The organism is Bradyrhizobium sp. AS23.2, from assembly GCF_001908185.1.
Classification (GTDB): Bacteria; Pseudomonadota; Alphaproteobacteria; order Rhizobiales; family Xanthobacteraceae; genus Bradyrhizobium.
In genome coordinates this window covers 17089-37733 of the sequence record NZ_LGHM01000111.1, presented here as the reverse complement: position 1 = coordinate 37733, position 20645 = coordinate 17089, and the positions used below count along the sequence as shown (strand labels likewise).

Genomic DNA, 20645 nt, shown 5'->3' with positions numbered 1-20645 from the left:
ACTGCTACTACCGCCGGCGCTCGGTCGCCGCCGCCGGCTTCGGCGGCTCGGGCGGCGGAGCTGGTTGCGAGCTGTTGCTGGCGCCGAACAGCACGCGGGTCGGGTTGCGGTCGAAATTGTTCACGGCCCGGCTGATGTCGCCGAGGGTGCGGCGGCCGTCGGACATCAGCGCGCCGGAGCGCTTGTCGAAATCGTCGGCCAGTTCGCGGATCGACCTCACCGCCTGGAACAGTTCGCCACCGTCCCTGCCGCCGGCCAGCGTGTTGAGGCCGAGCATGAGGTTGTCGGCCTTGAGCATCACGCCGTCGACCTTGGCCATCACGACGTCGATCTTCTCGGAGTTGCGGGCGAGCGAGTTGGTGAAGGTCTCGAGGTTCTTCAGCGAGTTCTTCACCGACTCCTGGTTGTCGGCGACGATCTTGTTGATGTTCTGCAGCGTGCCGCGGATCGCCTCGGTGACGTCCTGGAGCTTGTTGGGATCGGCCGTCAGTGTCGGAATGCCGTCCTGGTCGAGCGGCGGCGGGGCCGCGGCCTCCTCGCCGCCCTTGAGCGAGATCGCTGCAACACCGGTCAGACCCTGGAATTCGAGGCCGACCAGGGTGTCCTTGCGGATCGGGGCGTTGTTCTCGATCATGGCGAGTGCGACAACCCGCCGCGGGTTGTCCAGCTTCACCGAGACCACTTCACCCACCCGGATACCGTTGAAATTGACGCTGCCCCCGTTACGCAGGCCCGCCGCCGGGCCTTCGAACACGACGCGCAGCGGACTGCGCTGCTTGGTGGTGTGCAGCGACTGGAACCACAGCACGAAGCCAATCGCCGCGGCGATCACCGCCAGCGTGAATGACCCGATCAGTACGTAATTCGCCCGCGTTTCCATCAGGTGCTCCGGCTACTCAACCCAGCTGCTTCAACCCATGACCGCGCGGGCGCGCTTGCCATGGAAATATTGCCTCAACCAGGGATGCTGCGAGGCCTGCATGTCGGCGATCGACCCTGCCGCAATGATCTTACCGTTCCCTAAAACGGCAATGCGGTCACATGCTGTGTAAAGGCTGTCGAGGTCGTGCGTTACCATGAAAACGGTCAGTCCCAAAGTGCGCTGGAGCGTCCGCACCAGCTCGTCGAAGTCGCCCGCGCCGATCGGGTCCAGACCCGAGGTCGGCTCGTCCAGGAACACGAGGTCGGGATCGAGCGACAGCGCGCGTGCAAGTGCGACGCGCTTGATCATGCCGCCCGACAGTTCCGATGGAAACCGCTCCGCGACTTCGGGCTTGAGGCCGACCATGGTGAGCTTGGCCATGGTGATCTCGTCCATCAGCCGCTGCGAGACCCGGAGATATTCGCGCATCGGGAACTGGATGTTCTGCCGCACGGTCAGCGAGGAGAACAGCGCGCCCTGCTGGAACAGCACGCCCCAGCGGCGCTCCACGTTGCGGCGTTGCGATGTGTTGGAGGAATCCAGATCGACGCCGAACACCTCGATGCTCCCGGCAAGCTTCGGCACGAGGCCGATGATGGTGCGCGTCAGCACCGACTTGCCCGCGCCCGAGGGGCCGACAAAGCCCAGGATCTCGCCGCGCTTGACGTCGAGGTCGAGCCCGTTGAGCACGCGCGTCGCGCCGAACTGCACGGTCACGTCGCGGACGCGGATGATGGGGTTTTGGATCTCGCCTGCCATCGTCACATTCCGATCGAGGCGAAGAAGATGGCGAAGACGCCGTCCATCACGATGACGAAGAAGATGCCCTTCACGACCGACGCGGTCGTGTGCTGTCCGAGCGATTCCGCGCTGCCCTGCACGGCGAGGCCCTCGACGCAGGCGACGATGCCGATCACCGCAGCCATCACCGGTGCTTTCACGATGCCGACGATGAAATGATCGATCGAGATGGCGTCGCGCAGGCGCAGCAGGAACGCTTCGGGCTCGACACCGCCATAGAGCCAGGCGACGAGACCGCCGCCATAGAGCGCGGCCATCGCACCGAGGAAGGCCAGGATCGGCAGCGCCAGCACCAGGGCCAGCAAGCGCGGCAGCACCAGGACCTCGATGGGGTCAAAACCCATGGTGCGCAGCGCGTCGATCTCCTCGCGCATCTTCATCGAGCCGAGCTCGGCGGTGTAGGCGCTGCCGGAGCGGCCGGCGACCATGATCGCGACCAGCAGCACGCCGATCTCGCGCAGCACCAGCACGCCGAGCATGTCGACGACGAAGATGTCGGCGCCGAACCGGCGGAAATGAAAAATGCCCTGTTGCGCGATGATGCAGCCGATCAGGAAGGTGATCAGCACGATGATCGGCACCGCCCGCCAGCACACCTGCTCCATGTGGTGCACGGTCGAGGTCAGGCGGAACGAGCGCGGGTGAATCAGCACACGCCCAGCCGCAGCCAACACCGCGCCGAGCATGTCCACGAGGCCCGCGACCGTCCCGGCGATACCGGCGACAGTGCGGCCGATCTGCTCCAGCATGCCGGTAATGGTCACAGTACCGGTGTCGATGACGGGCGTCGCCTTGACCCGCCGGACCTCGTCGACGAGGCTCGAATAGTTCGCGGAGAGCCCCGCGATCTGCGCCTCGACGGCCCCTTGCGTCAGGCTGCGGCGCAGCCGCTCGATCAGCCAGGCGCCGAAGGTGTCGAGCTGGGCGACCTCGGAGACGTCGATGAAGATGCTTTGCGGGGTGCCAGCGAGCTTCTCCGCGTCGGCCACCATCCGCTCCAGGACCGGCGCGAAGCTCGCGGTCCAGGTTCCGGTGGCGCAAAGAGCCAGCGCGTTGCCCTTGGCAATCCGTTCCAGCTTCGGATCGCCGTTCAAGATGTCCGCTCCCGTCCCGAGGCGGAGGAAATCAGATCGTTGCGCACGCGCCCTTACCTAGAAAAGGTACCCCAACTGGCCATTGTTAGTTGCTACAGGTAACCAGCAGGTTCAGATTTCGCCAGAGTTCAAAATGACTTCCAGCAAAGTTCCGTCCCTCTCCGCGCGAATCGAGCGCTTTCCCATCGCCGGCAGTTTCACCATCAGCCGGGGCGCCAAGACCGAGGCCGTCACCGTCGTGGCCGAAGTGAGCCAAAACGGCCTGACCGGCCGCGGCGAGTGCGTGCCCTATCCCCGCTATAGCGAGACGCCCGAGGCGACGCTAGCCGCCCTTCAAGCGATGCAGGACGCCGTAGCCGGCGGCCTCACGCGGCAGACCCTGCAAGCCGCCATGCCACCCGGCGCGGCCCGCAACGCGCTGGATTGCGCCCTGATCGACCTCGAGGCCAAGTCGGCCGGCCTGCGCGCCTGGAGCCTCCTGGACCGCCCGGTGCCGGGCGAGCGCACCACGGCCTACACGATCTCGTTAGGTACCCCCGACGCCATGGCGGCGGCGACCGCCAGGGCGGCGCACCGGCCGCTGCTCAAGATCAAGCTCGGTGGCGAGGGCGATGCGGAGCGGATCGCGGCGGTACGCAAAGCCGCGCCCGAATCCGAGCTGATCGTGGATGCCAACGAGGCCTGGACCGAGGCCAATCTCGAGCGCAATCTCGCCGCCTGCGACGCCGCCGGCGTCACCCTGGTGGAGCAGCCGCTGCCGGCCGGCAAGGACGACGCGCTGGCGCGGATCAGGCGCCCGCTCGCAGTCTGCGCCGACGAGAGCGTGCATGACCGTGGCTCGCTCGCGCCCTTGCGCGAGCGCTACGACGCCGTGAACATCAAGCTCGACAAGACCGGCGGCCTCACCGAGGCGCTGGCGATGGCCGATGCCGCGCAGGCGCTCGGCTTCGAGATCATGATCGGCTGCATGGTCGCGACCTCGCTGTCGATGGCGCCGGCAATGCTGGTGACGCCGCAAGCGCGCTTCGTCGATCTCGACGGCCCGCTGCTGCTGGCGCGCGATCGCGACCACGCCCTGCGTTATGACGGCAGCCTGGTCTATCCGCCCGACGCCTCGCTGTGGGGATGAGCCCTGAGGCGGTGCCGTGCCGACCAGATGACGAGCGCTCCGGCAGCGGCCATCGCCGCCATGACATAGTACAGGCCGTCGCCGATGCGGGCGTAGATCGCGCCTGACGCGATCGAGGTCGTCGCGCCCAGAAGCCCATTGCACGCGGCGTAGTAGCCCTGCCCCCGCGCGATCTGATGCGGCGGCACGCGCTGCACCAGCAGGTTCATGGTGCCGACGATCGTCATGCCGAAGGTGAGGCCATGGCCGAGCTGCACGATCGCGAGCAGCGCCAGCGGCGGCTCCTGCGCCGTGACGATCCAGCGCACGACGGCACTCGCGCCGCCGATTGCGATCAGCGAGGACGGATGCAGCGAGAAACGCGGCGACAGCGCGAAGACGACAATCTCGGCGATCACGCCCAGCGTCCAGAGGCCCGCGATCGTGAGCCCGCCGAGACCGTGCGCCTGCCAGTTGATGGCCGAGAACGTGTAGTAGGCGACGTGGCTGCCCTGGATTAGCGCCGCCGAGGCGATGACGGCCCAGAAGCCGCCATCGCGCAGCAGCGCCTTGCCGGCATGCGTCTCGGCGGTCTTGCGCCTGACATCGTCGAGCGGCTGAAGCAGCAGGCTGGCGAGGACCGCGATGACAGCCCATGCGACGATGACCCAGATCAGGTCGCGCGCGGCGATGCTGTCGACGAGATAGCCGCAGGCGAGCGAGCCGGCGGCGAAGGCCGCCGAGCCCCATAACCGCAGCGGCCCGTAGTCGAGCCCGTAACGGGCGACACCGCGCAGCGCATAGGCATCGGTCAGCGGGGTCGTCGGCGTCCACATCATGCAGGTCAGCGCATAGATCAGGAACAGTGCCAGCGGCTGCTGCTGCAAGCCGACCGCCGTAAAGCCGATCGCCGTCGCCAGCACCGACACCATCATGCCGGCGCGAATGGCATGTCGCTTCTCGGCAAAGGCGGTGATTTGCGGCAGCGTGGTGAAGCGCGTGATCGCCGGCAGCGCGTTGATGATGCCGATCCAGGAGGCGTCGATGCCGATCGCCTTGAGCCAGACCGGAAAGAACGGCAGATGCGTGCCCGACACCGCGAATACGGCCGAGTAGAACACGGCGAGACTCACGGCGAATCGCCGCTTCACGGAATCTGGCGTGGGGATTTGTGATTCGCGTGCCATCAAACCAATTGCGATTCGGTCGATATCGTGGTGATCGTTACAGTAACGCGCAGCGATTTGCGCGACGAGATTGTCATGGCCAACGAAGCATTCGCCCTCTCGCCCATGTCTGCCCGCGCTGCCGAGCCGAACGAGCAGGATTACGACGCGATCCGCGAAGCCTTCATGGAGACCGCGCGCGGCCGCTGGTTCCTCGGCGAATATGCCAAGCGCAACCGCAATGCGGATACCCGCATGGTGCTCGAAGCGGTCGCAAAAATCGAAGAAACCCTTGCGGCACAGCGACAACCCGTCGTCGAGGACCGCCTGCCCGAGGCGCTGGTCGAGATCCGCCGCGCCATCCGCGAGGCTGAGACGATCGCGATCGCGGCGTTCGATCCCGCGGCGATCGAGGCGAGCCTTGCGCCGATTCCGCGCGGCATCCGCATCATCAAGGAGATCTCCTGGCGCTGGCGCGAGATCGGCGCCGACGGGCGAATCTGCGACATGATTGATTCGCAGCTCGCGTCCATCGAGGCCGCCTGCGCGCAGGTGTCGATCATCGACCCCCGCGCTGAGCTCAAGGCCGCATTCGATCTGCTCAAGGACCGGGTCGAACAGACCGACGGCGACGCAACGCCGCAGGCAGCGCGTCCCGCCCCTGCTCCGATGCGGCAAGCGACGCCGCCTGTCGCAGAGACTCCGCCTGCCGAGGCCGCGCCTGTCGCGATGGCGAGCGAAGCATCCGTGGCTTTTACGGAGACGCCGCAGGACGTCGCAGAGGCTGCCGAGCCCGAAGCGGCCGTTGAGACGGCCGGCACCGCCGAAGCATTCGCGATTGCCGAGCAGGCAATGGACGCCGCCGTAGAGCCGGAGATCGCTGCCGAAAGCCAGATCGCTTTTGAAAACGCCACGTTCGACGAGGCGGCGGTTGAGCCCGCTGCCTTCGCAGAGATAGCGGACGAATTCTTGCTCGATGCCGCCGCGGAAGCCGAGGACGAAGCCGTGCTCGAGCGCATTGCTCTGGAGATGGCCGCTCCCGATCTGGAGTTCGACGAGATCATCGAGCCGTTCGAGATGCCTGCCCCAGCGCCGGAGCCGATGGCTGCTGCGGTCGCAGAAGAGCCCGCCGAAGACGCGCCGATCGCGATGGACTCGCTGGCGCGCCTCACCGGCGCCATTGCGGAGGCCGCGGCCGAAGCGATGGAGCAACCCGCCCTGGCCATGGCAGCCTCGACAACGTTCGCCGCGGCGCCGACCACGACGCTTCCGATGCCCTCGCCCGTCCCCGAGCCCTCGCTCGGCGCCACCATCCTCGCCAGCGGCATTTTGCAAAAGCCTCGCGCGCCGGCCAACGATCCGCTCGCGCCGATCCGCCGCATGACCCAGGCCGAGAAGATCGCGTTCTTCTCGTAAGGGGTACAGGTCCTTGCGCCGTTCACTCTCGTGTCCCGGACAAGCGAAGCGCAGATATGGGACCCAGGAGCCAAAGCCTCCTCAGCAACATGGGCCCCGGCTCTGCAGCGCACCGCCGAAGTGGCGCTGCGCTGCGTCCGGGGCACGAGCGCAGGATGCGGCGCGCTCTCTCCACATCACCATTGCGAGCGCAGCGAAGCAATCCAGACCGTCACCGCGGTGAGATTCTGGATTGCTTCGCTGCGCTCGCAATGACGGAGTATGAGGCAACAGCGCACTCACTCTCGCGTCCCGGACGCGCTGCGACGCGCGGCCGAGTTGCTAGGTGGTTTGCCCCTCGCAGCTGGTGTATGCAGGGACCTCAAGAGCCGGTCATCACAACCATGTCCCCCACCGAAGACACTCTCACCCTCTGGCGCCCCGTCGGTCCGAAGGAGCTGGAGCTGATCCAGCAAACCGGCATGCGCGCGTTTCCGCCGCGCCTGCCGGACCAGCCGATCTTCTATCCAGTGCTGACCGAAGACTACGCCATCAAGATCGCGCGCGACTGGAATGTCCCGGCGAGCGGCTCCGGCTTCGTGACGCGTTTTGTAATCAAACGCGACTTCATCACGAAGTACGACGTACGGGAGGCCGGCGGGCGCTCACATCTGGAGTACTGGATTCCGGCCGACGAGCTCGATGCCTTCAATGCCGCGATCGTCGGCTTGATCGAGGTCGTCCGCACCTTCCCCTAGCCGCCGCGCGCTCGACCGGTCACCCGCAGTTCCAGACCGCGCCGATCGGCGTCCGCGTCCAGCACGGACCGAAGCTGCCGCCGTTGTAGCGGCCGCCGCCGAAGCCGGGCCGGCCGAAATAGTGCCACTCGCCATCCCAGCCGTAATACTTCGGGACCGGATCGATGTACCAATGGCGACGGTCGTTGCGCGAGAGGCGCCGCATTGCGTCTTTCTGGGCGTAGAGCGGCTGGCTGTTGCTCAGCGGTTGACGATAGCCCGGTAGGAAGCCGTAGCCATGCCAGACCGGCTTGGGGCGCTTTTGAGTTGACGCCGCCGGCGCCACGGCCGGCAGCAGCGACAGAATGATAGCAACAGATAGACACAGGACTCGTGACATGACTGCACGATAGACAGTCGCATGCGGGAGGGCCACTCAAATCCGAGTGGGCCGCTGGTTCTGCTCCATCCTGCCCCGCAACTTGCACCGACGCGCCAATCAGGCAGTGACTGAATTCCGGCCTTTGTTGCTGTACAGTCTGCTTCGCTATTCGTGGTGCTCTGCCGGAAGGAGCGCGCATGTCCACGGCGATCTCGACGCTCGGCGGGGTAGGTCTCTTCCTGCTCGGCATGACCGTGATGACGGAGGGCCTGAAGACGCTGGCCGGCTCCGCGCTGCGCGCGGTGCTCGGCAAGGCGGCGTCGACGCCGCTGCTTGGCTCATTTTGGGGTGCCATCGTCACGCTGCTGGTGCAGTCCTCCAGCGCGACGACGATGACGACGATCGGTCTCGTCAGCGCCGGCCTGCTGACGTTCCAGCAAGGGTTGAGCCTCGTCTTCGGCGCGAATATCGGCACCACGGGGACCGGCTGGCTGGTCGCGCTGATCGGCGTTCGCGTCTCGCTCACGGCCGCGGCGCTGCCGATGATCTTCGTCGGCGCGTTGACCAAGCTCCTCAGCCGAGGGCGAATTTCCGGGGTCGGTGCCGCGCTCGCAGGCTTCGGACTTGTGCTGTTCGGGCTGACGACCCTGCAGCAGGGCATGAGTGGGCTGGCGGAGCGATTGCACCCGGCGGACCTGCCTGCGGTCCTCGCGAGTCCCGGAGTGTCATGGTGGTCGGGCCTGCTCGGCGCGCTGGCGCTGGTCGTGATCGGATTGGTCATGACCGCGCTGATGCAATCGTCGACGGCCGCCATCGCGGTGACCTTGTCCGGCTATTTCGCAGGCGCGATCGGGTTGGACCAGGCCTGCGCGTTGATCATCGGCCAGAACATCGGAACGGCAACGAGTTCTGCGCTCGCCGCGATCGGCGCGAGCGCCACCGCAAAGCGGCTGGCGATCGCCTACGTCCTTTTCAAGCTGATCGCCGCGCTCATCGCGCTGCTGACTTTTCCCGTCGTAACGCCTTTGCTGCTGCGCGCCTCCGGCACGATCGACGGCGTCACGCTGCTGGCCGGGTACCACACGGCGTTTAACGTCCTCGGCGTCGCGGTCCTGCTGCCGCTGATCAACCCGTTCACGCGATTGGTCGAACGGATTCTGCCCGAGCGCAGCTCGCCGCTGACGCGGTGTCTCGATCCTTCGGCGCTTGAGACCCCGATCGTGGCGGTGGAAGCGGTGCGGCGGACGATCGCGCGCGTGCTGGTGACGGTGTGCGGCACGGTCGAGGCGCGACTGACCGGCCGCGCTGGACCCATACGCCTGGGAAAGGACACCGTCTCCGTGCAGGAAGCGGCCGATGCCGTGCGCCAGGCGCAAATATTTCTGTCGGACGTGGCCGGACCACCCGACACCGACGACGAGCAACGGCGTCTCACGAGCACGCTGCACGCACTCGATCACGCGTCCCGACTGACAGACCTCGCAAATGGAGGAAGCAAATTCGGTTCGGTGGCAGGCGGACCGGAGGACATCCGCGCCGGAGAACTATGCGCAGAAATTATGCGAAGCGCGGCCGCGATTGCGCGCGGCGTAGCGGCGCCGCCCGGCGTCGATGGATCGCCGCGATTTGCGCCTGGCGACGCCATGGCCGGTCCGCGCGCGAACCCACCCGACGAGGCCATCGCCGAGCTCGAGCGTTGTACGGCACAGCTCGGCGAAGTGCTGCGCACCCACCGCAGCGCGACGCTCGGCGCGGTGGCCAATGGAACCCTCACCGCCGACGCCGCCCTCCTTCGCGTCGAGGCGATTCGCAACGTCGAGGCCCTGTCGCAGCACGCCTGGCGTTCGGCGATCCATCTCATCGGTCGCGGCTAAAGCGCGATGAGTTTTGGTTGAATCGACGCACAGCCGACTGAACCTAATTTCATCGCGCTTTAGATCACGCCCTTGCGGATCAGGAAGCATCCATAGGCCCTGTTGTCGCCAACCTGCACGACACCAAAGCCCGCCGCCGCCGCGCGATAGAAGTCCGGCCGCGAGAGCTTGCCGGGACGAACGGGATGGCCGGTGGCGCGCTCGATCTCCGCCAGCACCTCGCGCTGCACGTCCGGCACGCGGTCGGGATCGTCGACCGGCATCATCACGCGCACCGGATCGGGATCGAAATCGTCGAGCGGATAGACCGACATGATGGCGCGGACGGCCGTCTCCATGCTCATGCCCGGCAACTGGATCAGGCGCTGCGATGAGGTGCTCAGTGCGATACGGGTGGCCGGGTGATTGGCGTCGACAAAAACGAGGTCGTCGCCGTGGCCCATGGATGCCAAAAGCCAGAGCAGGTCGGGCGTCAGGATCGGGTCAATTGATTTCAGCATGTTAGGGGACGCCTCCGGTGAATGAAATGAATCCCAGACTGATCATGTCGGAATCGGCGCTTCAAGAGAAAGCAGCCGTTCCGACTTCAGATCGCCCCAGAGCCCGCTAGGGACCCTCCTGCTCAATCGCGCCGCATTTTGCCGGACCTCTGCCGGGGAAACCGCGCCCAGCACGACACTCGACACGGCCGGATGTGCGAGCACAAATTGCAAGGCAACGTCCGGAAGCGAAACGTCGTGCGCACTGCATACGGCCTCGATCTGACGCACTCGCGCAAGGACCGCTTCACTTGCAGCGGAATAGTTATAGCGTGCGCCTTCCCTGGCGCCAGTCGCCAGGATTCCGGAATTGAACACGCCGCCGAGAAGGAGACCTATCCCCTTGCGTTGCGCAAGGGGGAAGAAGGTGTGAGCCGCCCCCTGTTCCAGCAACGAGTAACGGCCGGCCAGGAGCATGACGTCGAAGTCGCCGGCACTCGCGAAGCGCTCGCACATCGCCACGTCGTTGACACCGACGCCGATCGCCTTGACCACGCCATCCGCGCGCAGGCGGGCAAGAGCACGATAGGCCCCCTCCATTGCTTCTGCGAACCGCGTCTCGACCGCAGCCTCGCCGTGTGTCCACGCGTCGACGTCGTGAATGAGCAAAACATCGATGCGCCCGACACCGAGCCGAAGCATCGACTGCTCGATTGACCGCATCGCGCCATCATACGAGTAATCGATGATCGCACCGTGAGGTAGACCGCCGACATAGCCCGAGCCGGTTCCGCGCTCCACAAGAGGGTTGAGCCAGCGCCCCACTTTCGTGGACAGCAGGAAATCGTCGCGCGGCACGCCACGAAGCGCCGTGCCGCAACGATGTTCAGCCAGACCATGCCCGTAGAGCGGAGCGACATCGAAGATATTCATGCCGACGTCGTGCGCAGCAATGACGGCGTCGATGGCACGGCCTTCATCCAGCACCTGATAGAGGTCACCGATGGGCGCTGCACCGAAACCGAGACAGCTGACCGACAATCCGGTGCGCCCGAGCGTGCGGGTGGGCAACGGCTTCTCGTCTGTGAAACCCATCATTCATCCATCCACATTTGCAGAACTTCCGTGACGCGCCGGGGCGCCTCCAGCGGTGCGCAGTGACCACAGTCGGGGATCATAGACAGCGTGCTCCCGGTGATACCGGCAGCCAGCTCGAGCGAACAATCCGGCGGCGTAACCTGATCCTGTTCACCCACGATGACGGCAGTCGGGCACGATATTGACGCCAGCATAGGGCGGGCATCGGGCCGCGCGATGACAGCATCGACCTGCCGCGTGATTGCGTCGAGGCCCACAGACTCGGCCATTGCGACCATCAGAGCCGCAAGGCGGAGATCGTATCGATGAGCATGATGGAAGTCGCGATCCAATCCGGCCGCAGCCATCGCCCCGACACCATCGCGCCGCGCAAGTGCGAGTGCCGCATGGCGCAGCGGCGTGGTGGCAGGATTCTCCGGGCGCGCCGACGTCGAGACGAGCACCAGCCGCTCCACGCGTTCAGGCGCCAATCGCATGACCTCCAAGGCGACATAGCCGCCCATCGAACATCCTGCGAGCGCAAATCGTGCGGGCGCAGCGGCCAGCACGGCCGCGGCCATTCCGGCAATACTCCCGGAGTCGAGAGCAGCGACCGGGACGATGACTTCGCATCGACGCCCAAGCCGGTCTATCTGGGGCTGCCAGACACGATGGTCGCTCTTGAGGCCAGGAAGCAGGATCAATGGCGGAGGCATCGGATATCTTTAACGATTGCCGTCAATCGGATCACAGATCACTACCTCTCGACAAAGATAACGTTTAGATTGATGACGTGACTTCGTTCCCTCTTGAAGATGGCGTCGATGGCGAACATACGTGACGTTGCTAGGCAGGCTGGAGTTTCGATCGCCACGGTGTCTGCCGCACTCAATCGCAGCGGGACTGTCAGTGAAAAAACCCTTCGGCGGATTCTCGATGCGGTCGACGCAGTCGGTTACGCGCCGAATGGAATTGCCCGCAGCCTCAGGATGGGACGCAGCCAGCTGTTCGGTCTCATCGTCTCGGAGATCACAAACCCCTTCTTCGGCACGCTCACGCGCGCGATCGAGAAGGCGGCGCACGACGCCGGCTACGCCGTCATCATCTGCAACAGCGACGAGGATGAGGCGCGCGAGCTCGAGCTGCTCGAGCTCCTGCGCGTCCAGCGCGTTGCCGGCGTGATTCTGTCGCCGTCCGGACAGGGCACGGCCTACCGCGAAAAACTCACGCGCGAGATCGGCGCGCCGCTGATCACCATCGACCGGCGGATCGAAGGCCTCGATCGGGACTTCATCGGCCTCGACAATCGAGCCGCGGGCAGGATGATTACCGAGTATGTCCTGCGGCTGGGCCATCGTCGGATTGCCTTCATCGGTGGTCGAGCGGGCCTGTCGACCAGCGATGAACGCTATCAGGGGTTTTGCGAGGCTTTGCACGACATCGGCCTTCAGCCTGATCCTGCGATATGCCTCCGCGCCGACTTCCGCGGCGAGGCGGCCTATATGGTGGCCCAGCCGCTGTTGTCGGGTCGAAACCGTCCCACGGCGATCGTCGCTGCAAACAACGTGATGGCCCTTGGCGCGCTGCAGGCGATCGGCGATCTCGGCTTCAGATGTCCGCAGGACATCTCGCTGGCGGCGATCGACGACTTTCCCTGGAGCACGGCGTTGCGACCACGGCTGACGGCGATTGCCCAGCCCATCGAAGAGATGGGCCGCATCGCCGTGGACTATCTTCTCGACCGCGTCGGCGAGATCGAGACGGTCCCTGCCGCGCGCAGCCAGATATTCGCACCAACGCTGATCGCACGCGATTCCTGCGTAGCGCTGGAGCAGTAGCGCGCGCGACCGGGCCGGTAGCATGTCTTGCGCAGCGCTCAAATATGCAGCCCCGCCCATTCCGGACGCGTGATCCTGTGCACGGCGGACCATAGGCCGATATCCTTGCGGCCACCGCCGCCGATGCCGCCGCCCCAGGCGTGCACATTGTTGGACTCGAGCAGGCAGACACCCTCGGCGTCGCCGCGCTGGGCGCCGTCGGCGAGGCTCTCGAGTTGACCGGAGGCGTCAAGCGCGCTGCGCTCATGCATGTCGAACATGAACAGTCCGATCGTCAGCGTCCCCTTCCCGGCCATTCGCTCGCGCGCGTCGAGCGCCTCGCGCCAGACATCCGCGGCGCTAATGTCGAACAGATCCCAGTTGTCCATGAACAGGACGACATCGTCGACGAGCCCTTGCCTCGCCCATTCCGCCCAATCGACGAACGAGCCGCGCCGCGAGTCGGTCGGATAGCGCTCGGATACCCACCACGGCATCGGCAAGGCCATCGATCGGAGCGAGCGAACCCGTACCGCCAAGCGCTTTCCCTTCCCGTGCACGAGCGCCGCAGCCTCGCGCATGAACTCGGTGTTCTGCGCGACACGAAAGTCCACCCAGACAGGATCGTCGTTGCGCAGGTCGCGCGGATCCTTGCCATGAAGCGCGCGAAACGCGTCGCGCATCGGCGGCTCATAGCCGTAGATCGAGACCCCGCTGGGATCGACTTCCACACTTGGCTGCCGGCGAAACTCCCATTCCTGCGTCTCACGGTAAAAGTCGAGCATCACATAGTCGGGATTGTAGCCGAGTTGTTCGGTCAGCATTCCCAGCTTGTGTGCACGTGTCGCCGGATGCGCAAAACTGAGCTTGCTGCGCCGCGTCTTGCCCTCTCGCGTCTCGACCCAACACTGCGGATTTTCCCGCGCAAACCGCGAGACATCGAGCTGAAAATGCGTCTCCTCGAACAACGGATACCAGGCACCAATTTCGAGCCCTCTCTCCCGACCAACTTCGATCGCATCGGGCAGCGGGTCCCATTGACGCAAATCGTAGCTGCGTCGCGCCGTGCCTTCATTGCCGGGACGATCGATTCCGGTGCCACCTTCCCGGCCCCAGTAGATCGTTTCCAGCTTGGAATGGTACTGCGCCCGCGCCCCGAACATCGTGCGCCACGGCACCCGCTGCACGCCAGCTTCCTTGAGCTGATCGAGGATGCGTTCGACTGACGGACGACCCCAGCTGCCCCAGGAATTGAACCAGTCGCCGTGACTGACCGTGACATCAACCCGCATTCATGCCCCCCGTTTCCCGTACCGTCATCCCTTGACCGCGCCAGCCGTAATGCCTTGCACGAACCACTTTTGGATTAGCGTGAAGAGAATCAACACGGGCACCGTGGTCAGTGCGCCGAGAACCATGATCTCGCCCCATGGCGCGTGCCCGGAACTCGCGATCTCGGCGAGAGCGACCGGGACCGTTTTCATTTCGCTGCGCGTGAGAACCGTGCTGGAAAAGAGATACTCGCTCCACGAGATGATGAACGCGAGAATGCCGACGGCAAGGATACCGGGCGCAGCGAGCGGCAGGATCACAAGACGATAGATCTGCGCAGTCGAGGCACCATCCATCACCGCCGCTTCGTCCAGCTCCGGCGGAATGCTGCGAAAGAAGGATTGCATCAGCCACAGGCAGAACGGCAGCGTCAGCGTCGTGTGGGCGAGGATGCCGCCGACATAGGTGTTGGTGAGACCGAGCTGGTCGAGCGCTACGTACAGGGGCAGGAAAATCAGGATCGGCGGAATCACGTAGACGAAGAGCACGCCGAGCGTGATGGCGTCACGTCCGCGGAACTTGAAGCGCGTCAGACCGTACGCGGCGAGCGAGCCAAGCAGCATGTTGATGCAGGCGGCGCCGAACGCGACGATTGCGCTGTTGGCAAACCACTGCAGCGCGTCGGTCTGCACCAGCACTTCGTGCAACCAGTGAAGGCTCGGCTCTGTGAAAAGGCGTGGCGGCTTTGCCAGCAGGTCGGCTGGGGACCTTAGCGCCGACAGCAAAATCCACAGCAACGGGAAACTTGCGAACAGCACCAGTGCGGTCGCCCAGATGGCGAACGGCAGCCGAAGCAGAAGGCGACTGGGATTCATGGATTGCTCAATGGCTCAGGCTTTGCCGGATCACTCGGCGAAACGCGTAAACGACGGCCGCGATCGCAAGACCGAGGAGCAACGCAAGAACCGCTGCCCGCCCCGGGCGGAAGAAGCCCATCGCCTCCTCATAGATCCAGATGGGCCAGACATAGGTCGTTCCCGCCGGGCCGCCGCCCGTCAGCAGCCAGGGCAGATCGAAGGACGTCGCTGTCCAGATTCCGCGGAGCACCAGCAGCGCGATGGTCGCGCTGCGCAGCGAGGGCAGCGTGATGTATCGAAACTTCTGCCACATATTGGCGCCGTCGAGGCCGGCGGCCTCGTACAGAGCCGGATCGATCTGCTGCAAAGCGACCAGGTAGATCAACATGGCGAAGGGAAAGCCGTGCCAGATGTTGGCAAGCACCACCAGCCAGATGGCGACATCGGCGGAGCCGAGTGGAGACGCGTTGAGCGGAAACAGGCCCAGTATCTGCAGCCAATGCGTCAGGATTCCCGTGCCGTCGCTGAACATCCAGCGCCAGACCAGCGCCAGCGAGATGGCCGGCACGGCGTATGGCAACAGCAGCACGCTCCGCATGAGAACGCCCGCGCGTCCCATCGACAGAAGCGTCATGGCTGCCAGCAGACCGAGCACCAGCTGCCCAACCGTAGACCCGACGGTCCAGACCAGCGTCACCCAGGAAATCGCGCCGATCTTTCCGCTGGCAAGGACGTTGGCGTAGTTGGCGAGGCCAACGAAACGGCCGCTCTCGCCGACCATGCTGGCGTCGTAGAAGCTGTAGCTGATCGACTGCAACAGCGGCACGAACAGGAAGCCTGCCAGCAGCAGCAGGGCCGGCAGCACCAGCAGCCACGCCGTCGGTGGACGATAGCGCGCCAGGACGGACCACAGCGTGCGATCTGAGTCTAGCGGCGTGGCCGCACAATCCGAGTTCATGGCTTTGGTCCGGCGGCGCCCACTAGCGACGATCGAGCGACGACTTCATGAACTGATCGAGTTCGTCGATCGCCTGCACCGAGGTCTGCCGTCCGAGCGCGACCTTCTGCATGCTTTCATTGATGACGCTGGTGCTCTCCATGATCGAGGACACCGGGTTGAGCCCGGCTTCCAGCCCGTAGCGGTACCATCGGTTGATCACGTCGCGGCGGATCGTTTCGATTTCCTTGGCGAACCGCACATTGATCGGATCGGATTTGAAGGCTTCGCTGTCGTAGGCACTGTTGATTGCCGGCAAGGCGAAGATCGCCCGGCTGTTGGCGCGACGAGCGACTTCCGACGGCTGCATCAGGCAGGCGACGAGCTTCTTTGAAGCCGCCACTTCGGCTTCAGGCGCAGCGCCGATCATCATGTAGAAGCCGCCGCCCAGGCTTGCCTTCGCCGGGCCGTCGCGTCCGGGAAAGGGAAATACGCTGAGCTGGTCCAGCAGCTCCGGCCGTTGCTGCTCGACGAATTTCACCACACCGCCCCATTCGGCACCTGCGGCGATCTGACCGTTCATCAGCGCGGTCCGAATTTCGAGCAGCGTCCAGTCGATGCTTGCGGGCGGTGAAAAGGCCTTGTGCATCTTCATCATGTAGTCGAGGGATTGCACGGCATCGGCTTTCCGCCCGGCGAAGGAATAGCTGCCGCCCTTGGGATCAACCACCGTGATGCCCTCGGCGTAGAGCGCGTCGAACAGCGACTGTTGGGCGGCAAAGAACTTGGCTCCCCAGGGCACGGCGAAGCCGAACTGATCGGGCTTGCCATCGCCATCCTTGTCGATGGTCAGCTTCGCCGCCATCGCCTCCAGCTCTGCCCATGTCTTCGGTGTCGACTGAATGCCTGCCTGCGCAAGCAGGTCCTTGCGATACCAGACCGCGTGATGCAGCGCCCAGTCCGGAACCGCCCACGTCTTCCCTCCCGCCGAGACGGCCTGAAGGAATGCCGGGATGAAGTCGGCTCGGCCGTGACCGTCAATGACGTCATCGACGGCAACAAGGCTCTTCTTGTCGTGAAGGAACGCGACGACGCTCTCGACGGTGATGATGATATTGGGCGGCCGGCGATCCCTAAGGGAGGTTGCCAGTCGCGGATACATCACGTCGAGACCGACACTCTGCAGCCCCACTTTCACATTGGGCTGCTGCGCCGAACAGACCTCCAGTTGCTGCTTCAGAACGGCTTCGTGCGCCGGGGTGCTCGCCTGCTGCCAAAGCGTCAGCGCAACAGCCTGCTGCGCCATTGCGCGATCTGACAGGTCGAGGGCGCTAAGGGCGACAACGCCCAGGAGCAGCGCGCGGACGGACCCGAGCTTCGACGACATCGTTGTATCCCCCCAAATCCGAAACGTTTCATTTTACGCCTGAACGGTGCGGCCAGCCTGAAAATCTCTTCTTAGAATACTCATACAAATCCGACTTTGGTGTCAATCGAAACGTTTCGATTACATAAATTGTCGCATCCGGTATCCAGCGTCTGCCCACGCGTGATCCAGATCACGCTCCGTACGATTGTGACTGCGATCACGGACCTCAGCCTCGAACGCGGCCAAGCTTCCTCGCAACCAATCTCGCATCGAGATCAGTGCAAAGGAGCAAGCCATGTTCCGCCTAAAGCCCCTCCTGATGACCGCGGGCCTGCTGGGAAGCCTGTTCGGCTTCGCCTGCGGCCCTGTTTCCGCGCAAGTGGCTCCGGCCGAGCCGGCGGCGGCCGCCGCACTGCAAGGCCCGGAGCAGCGCGTGGCGCTGGTGATCGGCAATTCAAACTACCAGAACGCGCCGCAGCTCCAGAACCCCGACAACGACGCACAGTCGATGGCGCAATTCCTGAACTCGGCCGGCTTCGAAGTGGTCGCCGCGACCGACCTCACCCAGAACGACATGCTGCGCGTGGTGCAGGACTTTTCGGCCAAGGTCGCTTCCCGCGGTCCGAACACCGTGGCGATGGTTTACTACGCCGGTCACGGCGTACAGCTCGCCGGCGAGAACTACCTCGTTCCCGTCGACGCCAAGGTCTCTAACCCGACCGAGCTCGTGAACAACTCGGTGCGCCTGGTCGACGTGATGTCGACGCTGGAGACAATCCCGAGCCGCATGCGCATCGTCATCCTCGATGCCTGCCGCAACAACCCCTTCCCCTCCGTCAACGATGCCGGCCGCGGCCTTGCGATCGTCGATGCGCCGAACGGCTCGATCGTCGGCTATTCGACCGCGCCGGGCGCCGAAGCGCAGGATGGCACCGGCGGCCACAGCCCCTACACCCAGGCCTTCCTGAACGTCGCGCGCGAGCCCAATGTGCCGATCGAGCAGCTCTTCAAGCGCGTGCGTCTGGAAGTGAACCAGACCACCAGCGGCGCTCAGATTCCGTGGGAGAGCTCGTCGCTGACGAGCGACTTCACCTTCTTCGGCGACACGGTTGTTGCCGCCAACCGCGCGCCGCTGAATGCGCCGGTGGTGCAGATGGCTTCCAACCTGCCGAGCCGTTCGACGCGCCAGGCCTATGACTACGTCGTGTCCGAGGGACGGCCGGAGTACTATCAGGAGTTCATCCAGATGTACCCGCACGACCCGCTGTGCGACCGCATCCGCTGGCTGCTCGCGAACCTCACGATCTCGCAGGCCTGGCACAAGGCGGTGCTCGCCAACTCGCCGATCGGCTACCAGACCTTCTACGACAGCTACGGCAGCAGCCCCTATGCGCCGTCCGCGCTGAAGCTCGCAGCCCAGCCGAAGCTGATCCCCCTGATGCAGGCGACCAAGTTCCTGGCACCGCAGAACATTGCCCCGACCTTCAAGATCGGCACTCTCGGTCAGCCCAAGTACATGCCGCTGATGCAGCAGGGCAATGGCGGTGCGCAGATCAACGGCAGCCTGCCGGTCGTGCAGAAGCCGGTCGATGGCAACGTCCTCGGCAAGCTCGGCAATGGCGGCCAGATCGTCAACCTGCCGGCGGGCAACAACCAGCCGAACCAGCAGAACGGCATGCCGTCGCAGACCCCGGGCAAGATCGTGACCTTGCCTGCCACCACCAACAACACGCAGAATGGCGGCAACAATGCCGGCACTGCCAACGGCACTCCTGGCAAGATCGTGAGCATGCCGGTGAATGTCGGCAAGGGCGGCTCGAATGTCGATGTGAAGCCGGTCAACGTCCAGACGCAGAACAACCCGATCCGCATCAACAACGGCGTGAAGCTCAACAACAACAACCCGGTGAACAAGGTCCAGGTCCAGAACAGCCAGCAGAACACCCGCCCGCAGTTCAACACGATGTCGAACCGCAACAACGGCGGCGGCAACAACTTCCGGCAGTCGATGAACCAGGCGCCGAACATGAACGGGGGCAACAATTACCGCGGCCGCTTCATGCGCTGATCGCGTGGAAAGCGCACACGACAAAGGGACAGAGCGATAATACTCTGCCCCTTCTTCATGTCAGCTCTTAAACGTCGTCATTCCCCATTGCGCAACTTGCGCAATGGGGATGCGCTGTGAGGCGCAGGCCCGGAATCCTTACTCATTGTAGTGGTTATGGATTCTCAGATGCGCAAATGCGCATCGTAGCTCACGCTTCGCGTGCCCCGGAATGACGACTAAGCCACCAGCTCGGCGAACAGGTCGGCATCGACATTGCCGCCCGACAGCACAATGACCACGTTCTTGCCGGCGACGTCGAGACGCCCCGCGAGCAGCGCGGCAAGGCCCACGGCACCACCCGGCTCGACCACCAGCTTCAGCTCGCGATAGGCGAACGCCACGGCCGCGCCAACCTCGGCATCGGATGCGGTCACGCCGCGCGCGAGCAACTTGCTGTTGATCGCAAAGGTCATCTCGCCGGGGATCAGGGCCATCAGCGCATCGCAGATGGTGCGGCCCGCCGGCGGATGCGGCTCGCGATGGCCAGCGGTCAGCGAACGTCCGTGATCGTCGAAAGCTTCGGGCTCTGCCACCACGATTTGCGCCTGCGGATAGCGTGCCTTCACCGCGGTTGCGACGCCCGCGATCAGGCCGCCGCCGGAGGCCGGCGCCACCACGATATCGGGAGCGAGGCCGAGCGTTGCCATGTCCTCGGCGATCTCGCGGCCGGCGGTGCCTTGGCCGGCGATCACGAAGGGATCGTCATAGGGCTTGACCAGCGTCGCGCCGCGCTTCTCGGCGATGGCGCGCGAGATCGCCTCGCGGTCGTCGCGATCGCGATCATACAGCACGACCTCGGCGCCATAGGATTTGGTGCGCTCGCGCTTCGACAGCGGCGCATCCGCAGGCATCACGATGGTCGCCTGCATGTCGAGGATCTTTGCCGCCGCCGCTACGCCCTGGGCGTGGTTGCCGGAGGAGAACGCGACGACGCCGCCGGCGCGCTTGTCCTGCGGGATCGAGAACACCTTGTTGAAGGCGCCGCGGAACTTGAACGAGCCGGTGCGCTGGAGCATCTCCGGCTTCAGGAACACCTTTGCGCCAACGCGCTCATTGAGCACGGGAAAGGACAACAGCGGGGTGCGGATGGCGAAGGGCGCGATCACGCGCGCTGCGGCATCGATATCGGCAGGGCCGACCGGGAGGAGCTGTTCGGTCATGGCCGACTTTATCGCGGCCGATGAGGCCCGGGCAAGACACCTCCGCGCGAGGATTTCGACAGCGTTTTCGAGCGAAGTGGATACCGGT

At 64.8% G+C, this 20645-nt stretch carries 19 protein-coding genes; 6 read left to right on the top strand and 13 right to left on the bottom strand.

Annotated elements, in window-relative coordinates; translation table 11 throughout:
- Window positions 1-7: 7 nt before the first annotated feature.
- The 3 genes from AC630_RS23400 to AC630_RS23390 are packed head-to-tail and all read right to left on the bottom strand — an operon-like array spanning window position 8 to window position 2817.
- Entirely contained in the window at window positions 8-880 is an 873-nt protein-coding gene (locus tag AC630_RS23400; protein ID WP_074120801.1) for an MlaD family protein, read from the bottom strand.
- A gap of 30 nt (window positions 881-910) precedes the next feature.
- Window positions 911-1681, bottom strand: a complete 771-nt coding sequence (locus AC630_RS23395) for an ABC transporter ATP-binding protein (RefSeq protein ID WP_074120800.1) — start codon at window positions 1679-1681, stop codon at window positions 911-913.
- 2 nt (window positions 1682-1683) lie between these two features.
- Window positions 1684-2817, bottom strand: a complete 1134-nt coding sequence (locus tag AC630_RS23390) for an MlaE family ABC transporter permease (protein ID WP_074120799.1) — start codon at window positions 2815-2817, stop codon at window positions 1684-1686.
- A gap of 133 nt (window positions 2818-2950) precedes the next feature.
- On the opposite strand from AC630_RS23390, the gene dgcA reads away from it, so the two are divergent.
- Complete coding sequence (gene dgcA, locus AC630_RS23385) at window positions 2951-3946, top strand: N-acetyl-D-Glu racemase DgcA (protein ID WP_074120798.1); 996 nt, start codon at window positions 2951-2953, stop codon at window positions 3944-3946.
- Here dgcA and AC630_RS23380 read toward each other — a convergent pair.
- Window positions 3916-5112: an MFS transporter gene (locus AC630_RS23380; RefSeq protein WP_074120797.1), complete on the bottom strand. Its 1197-nt coding sequence runs from the start codon at window positions 5110-5112 to the stop codon at window positions 3916-3918. The genes dgcA and AC630_RS23380 overlap by 31 nt on opposite strands.
- Before the next feature lie 75 nt (window positions 5113-5187).
- Between AC630_RS23380 and AC630_RS23375 the strand changes: the two genes are divergently transcribed.
- On the top strand, window positions 5188-6507 hold the full coding sequence (locus AC630_RS23375) for a hypothetical protein (protein WP_074120809.1): 1320 nt from the start codon (window positions 5188-5190) through the stop codon (window positions 6505-6507).
- A gap of 383 nt (window positions 6508-6890) precedes the next feature.
- Complete coding sequence (locus AC630_RS23370) at window positions 6891-7244, top strand: ADP-ribosylation/crystallin J1 (protein WP_074120808.1); 354 nt, start codon at window positions 6891-6893, stop codon at window positions 7242-7244.
- A 19-nt stretch (window positions 7245-7263) separates the two neighbouring features.
- Here AC630_RS23370 and AC630_RS23365 read toward each other — a convergent pair whose 3' ends face one another.
- Window positions 7264-7623: a hypothetical protein gene (locus tag AC630_RS23365; RefSeq protein WP_074120807.1), complete on the bottom strand. Its 360-nt coding sequence runs from the start codon at window positions 7621-7623 to the stop codon at window positions 7264-7266.
- A 179-nt stretch (window positions 7624-7802) separates the two neighbouring features.
- Here AC630_RS23365 and AC630_RS23360 point away from each other — a divergent pair, with 179 nt between their 5' ends.
- The gene (locus AC630_RS23360; RefSeq protein ID WP_074120796.1) at window positions 7803-9479 is read left to right on the top strand and encodes a Na/Pi cotransporter family protein; all 1677 of its coding nucleotides are present in this window, start codon (window positions 7803-7805) and stop codon (window positions 9477-9479) included.
- Window positions 9480-9538: 59 nt separating this feature from the next.
- On the opposite strand, the gene AC630_RS23355 is transcribed toward AC630_RS23360, so the two are convergent.
- From AC630_RS23355 to AC630_RS23345, 3 genes are read right to left on the bottom strand one after another with little or no spacing between them, the layout of a single operon-like run.
- Entirely contained in the window at window positions 9539-9979 is a 441-nt protein-coding gene (locus AC630_RS23355; RefSeq protein WP_074120795.1) for an RbsD/FucU family protein, read from the bottom strand.
- 42 nt (window positions 9980-10021) lie between these two features.
- Complete coding sequence (locus tag AC630_RS23350) at window positions 10022-11056, bottom strand: aldo/keto reductase (RefSeq protein ID WP_245330491.1); 1035 nt, start codon at window positions 11054-11056, stop codon at window positions 10022-10024.
- Entirely contained in the window at window positions 11053-11751 is a 699-nt protein-coding gene (locus AC630_RS23345) for an alpha/beta fold hydrolase (protein WP_074120793.1), read from the bottom strand. The genes AC630_RS23350 and AC630_RS23345 overlap by 4 nt, the downstream gene beginning before the upstream one ends.
- 108 nt (window positions 11752-11859) lie before the next feature.
- Between AC630_RS23345 and AC630_RS23340 the strand changes: the two genes are divergently transcribed.
- Window positions 11860-12873, top strand: coding sequence for a LacI family DNA-binding transcriptional regulator (locus AC630_RS23340; RefSeq protein WP_167561260.1), 1014 nt, complete (start codon window positions 11860-11862; stop codon window positions 12871-12873).
- Window positions 12874-12911: 38 nt separating this feature from the next.
- Here the strand turns inward: AC630_RS23340 and AC630_RS23335 are convergent, their stop codons facing one another.
- The 4 genes from AC630_RS23335 to AC630_RS23320 are packed head-to-tail and all read right to left on the bottom strand — an operon-like array spanning window position 12912 to window position 17305.
- Window positions 12912-14144, bottom strand: coding sequence for a glycoside hydrolase family protein (locus tag AC630_RS23335; protein WP_074120792.1), 1233 nt, complete (start codon window positions 14142-14144; stop codon window positions 12912-12914).
- Between the two features lie 24 nt (window positions 14145-14168).
- Window positions 14169-14999: a carbohydrate ABC transporter permease gene (locus tag AC630_RS23330; RefSeq protein ID WP_074120791.1), complete on the bottom strand. Its 831-nt coding sequence runs from the start codon at window positions 14997-14999 to the stop codon at window positions 14169-14171.
- Window positions 15000-15006: 7 nt separating this feature from the next.
- A complete protein-coding gene (locus tag AC630_RS23325; RefSeq protein WP_074120790.1) occupies window positions 15007-15939 on the bottom strand; it encodes a carbohydrate ABC transporter permease in 933 nt (310 codons plus the stop codon).
- Between the two features lie 22 nt (window positions 15940-15961).
- Window positions 15962-17305, bottom strand: coding sequence for an ABC transporter substrate-binding protein (locus tag AC630_RS23320; RefSeq protein ID WP_074120789.1), 1344 nt, complete (start codon window positions 17303-17305; stop codon window positions 15962-15964).
- A 277-nt stretch (window positions 17306-17582) separates the two neighbouring features.
- Between AC630_RS23320 and AC630_RS23315 the strand changes: the two genes are divergently transcribed.
- Window positions 17583-19355 carry a caspase family protein gene (locus AC630_RS23315; RefSeq protein WP_074120788.1) on the top strand — a complete coding sequence of 591 codons (1773 nt, stop codon included), beginning with the start codon at window positions 17583-17585 and terminating at the stop codon, window positions 19353-19355.
- A 218-nt stretch (window positions 19356-19573) separates the two neighbouring features.
- Here AC630_RS23315 and AC630_RS23310 read toward each other — a convergent pair whose 3' ends face one another.
- Window positions 19574-20557: a threonine/serine dehydratase family protein gene (locus AC630_RS23310; protein ID WP_074120787.1), complete on the bottom strand. Its 984-nt coding sequence runs from the start codon at window positions 20555-20557 to the stop codon at window positions 19574-19576.
- Window positions 20558-20645 lie beyond the last annotated feature (88 nt).

Excerpts from the sequence above, each read along its gene's own strand:
- AC630_RS23400 (WP_074120801.1), bottom strand. The coding sequence starts at position 880 with ATGGAAACGCGGGCGAATTACGTACTGATCGGGTCATTCACGCTGGCG.
- AC630_RS23395 (WP_074120800.1), bottom strand. The coding sequence starts at position 1,681 with ATGGCAGGCGAGATCCAAAACCCCATCATCCGCGTCCGCGACGTGACC.
- dgcA (WP_074120798.1), top strand. The coding sequence starts at position 2,951 with ATGACTTCCAGCAAAGTTCCGTCCCTCTCCGCGCGAATCGAGCGCTTT.
- AC630_RS23380 (WP_074120797.1), bottom strand. The coding sequence starts at position 5,112 with ATGGCACGCGAATCACAAATCCCCACGCCAGATTCCGTGAAGCGGCGA.
- AC630_RS23375 (WP_074120809.1), top strand. The coding sequence starts at position 5,188 with ATGGCCAACGAAGCATTCGCCCTCTCGCCCATGTCTGCCCGCGCTGCC.
- AC630_RS23370 (WP_074120808.1), top strand. The coding sequence starts at position 6,891 with ATGTCCCCCACCGAAGACACTCTCACCCTCTGGCGCCCCGTCGGTCCG.
- AC630_RS23365 (WP_074120807.1), bottom strand. The coding sequence starts at position 7,623 with ATGTCACGAGTCCTGTGTCTATCTGTTGCTATCATTCTGTCGCTGCTG.
- AC630_RS23360 (WP_074120796.1), top strand. The coding sequence starts at position 7,803 with ATGTCCACGGCGATCTCGACGCTCGGCGGGGTAGGTCTCTTCCTGCTC.
- AC630_RS23355 (WP_074120795.1), bottom strand. The coding sequence starts at position 9,979 with ATGCTGAAATCAATTGACCCGATCCTGACGCCCGACCTGCTCTGGCTT.
- AC630_RS23350 (WP_245330491.1), bottom strand. The coding sequence starts at position 11,056 with ATGATGGGTTTCACAGACGAGAAGCCGTTGCCCACCCGCACGCTCGGG.
- AC630_RS23345 (WP_074120793.1), bottom strand. The coding sequence starts at position 11,751 with ATGCCTCCGCCATTGATCCTGCTTCCTGGCCTCAAGAGCGACCATCGT.
- AC630_RS23340 (WP_167561260.1), top strand. The coding sequence starts at position 11,860 with ATGGCGAACATACGTGACGTTGCTAGGCAGGCTGGAGTTTCGATCGCC.
- AC630_RS23335 (WP_074120792.1), bottom strand. The coding sequence starts at position 14,144 with ATGCGGGTTGATGTCACGGTCAGTCACGGCGACTGGTTCAATTCCTGG.
- AC630_RS23330 (WP_074120791.1), bottom strand. The coding sequence starts at position 14,999 with ATGAATCCCAGTCGCCTTCTGCTTCGGCTGCCGTTCGCCATCTGGGCG.
- AC630_RS23325 (WP_074120790.1), bottom strand. The coding sequence starts at position 15,939 with ATGAACTCGGATTGTGCGGCCACGCCGCTAGACTCAGATCGCACGCTG.
- AC630_RS23320 (WP_074120789.1), bottom strand. The coding sequence starts at position 17,305 with ATGTCGTCGAAGCTCGGGTCCGTCCGCGCGCTGCTCCTGGGCGTTGTC.
- AC630_RS23315 (WP_074120788.1), top strand. The coding sequence starts at position 17,583 with ATGTTCCGCCTAAAGCCCCTCCTGATGACCGCGGGCCTGCTGGGAAGC.
- AC630_RS23310 (WP_074120787.1), bottom strand. The coding sequence starts at position 20,557 with ATGACCGAACAGCTCCTCCCGGTCGGCCCTGCCGATATCGATGCCGCA.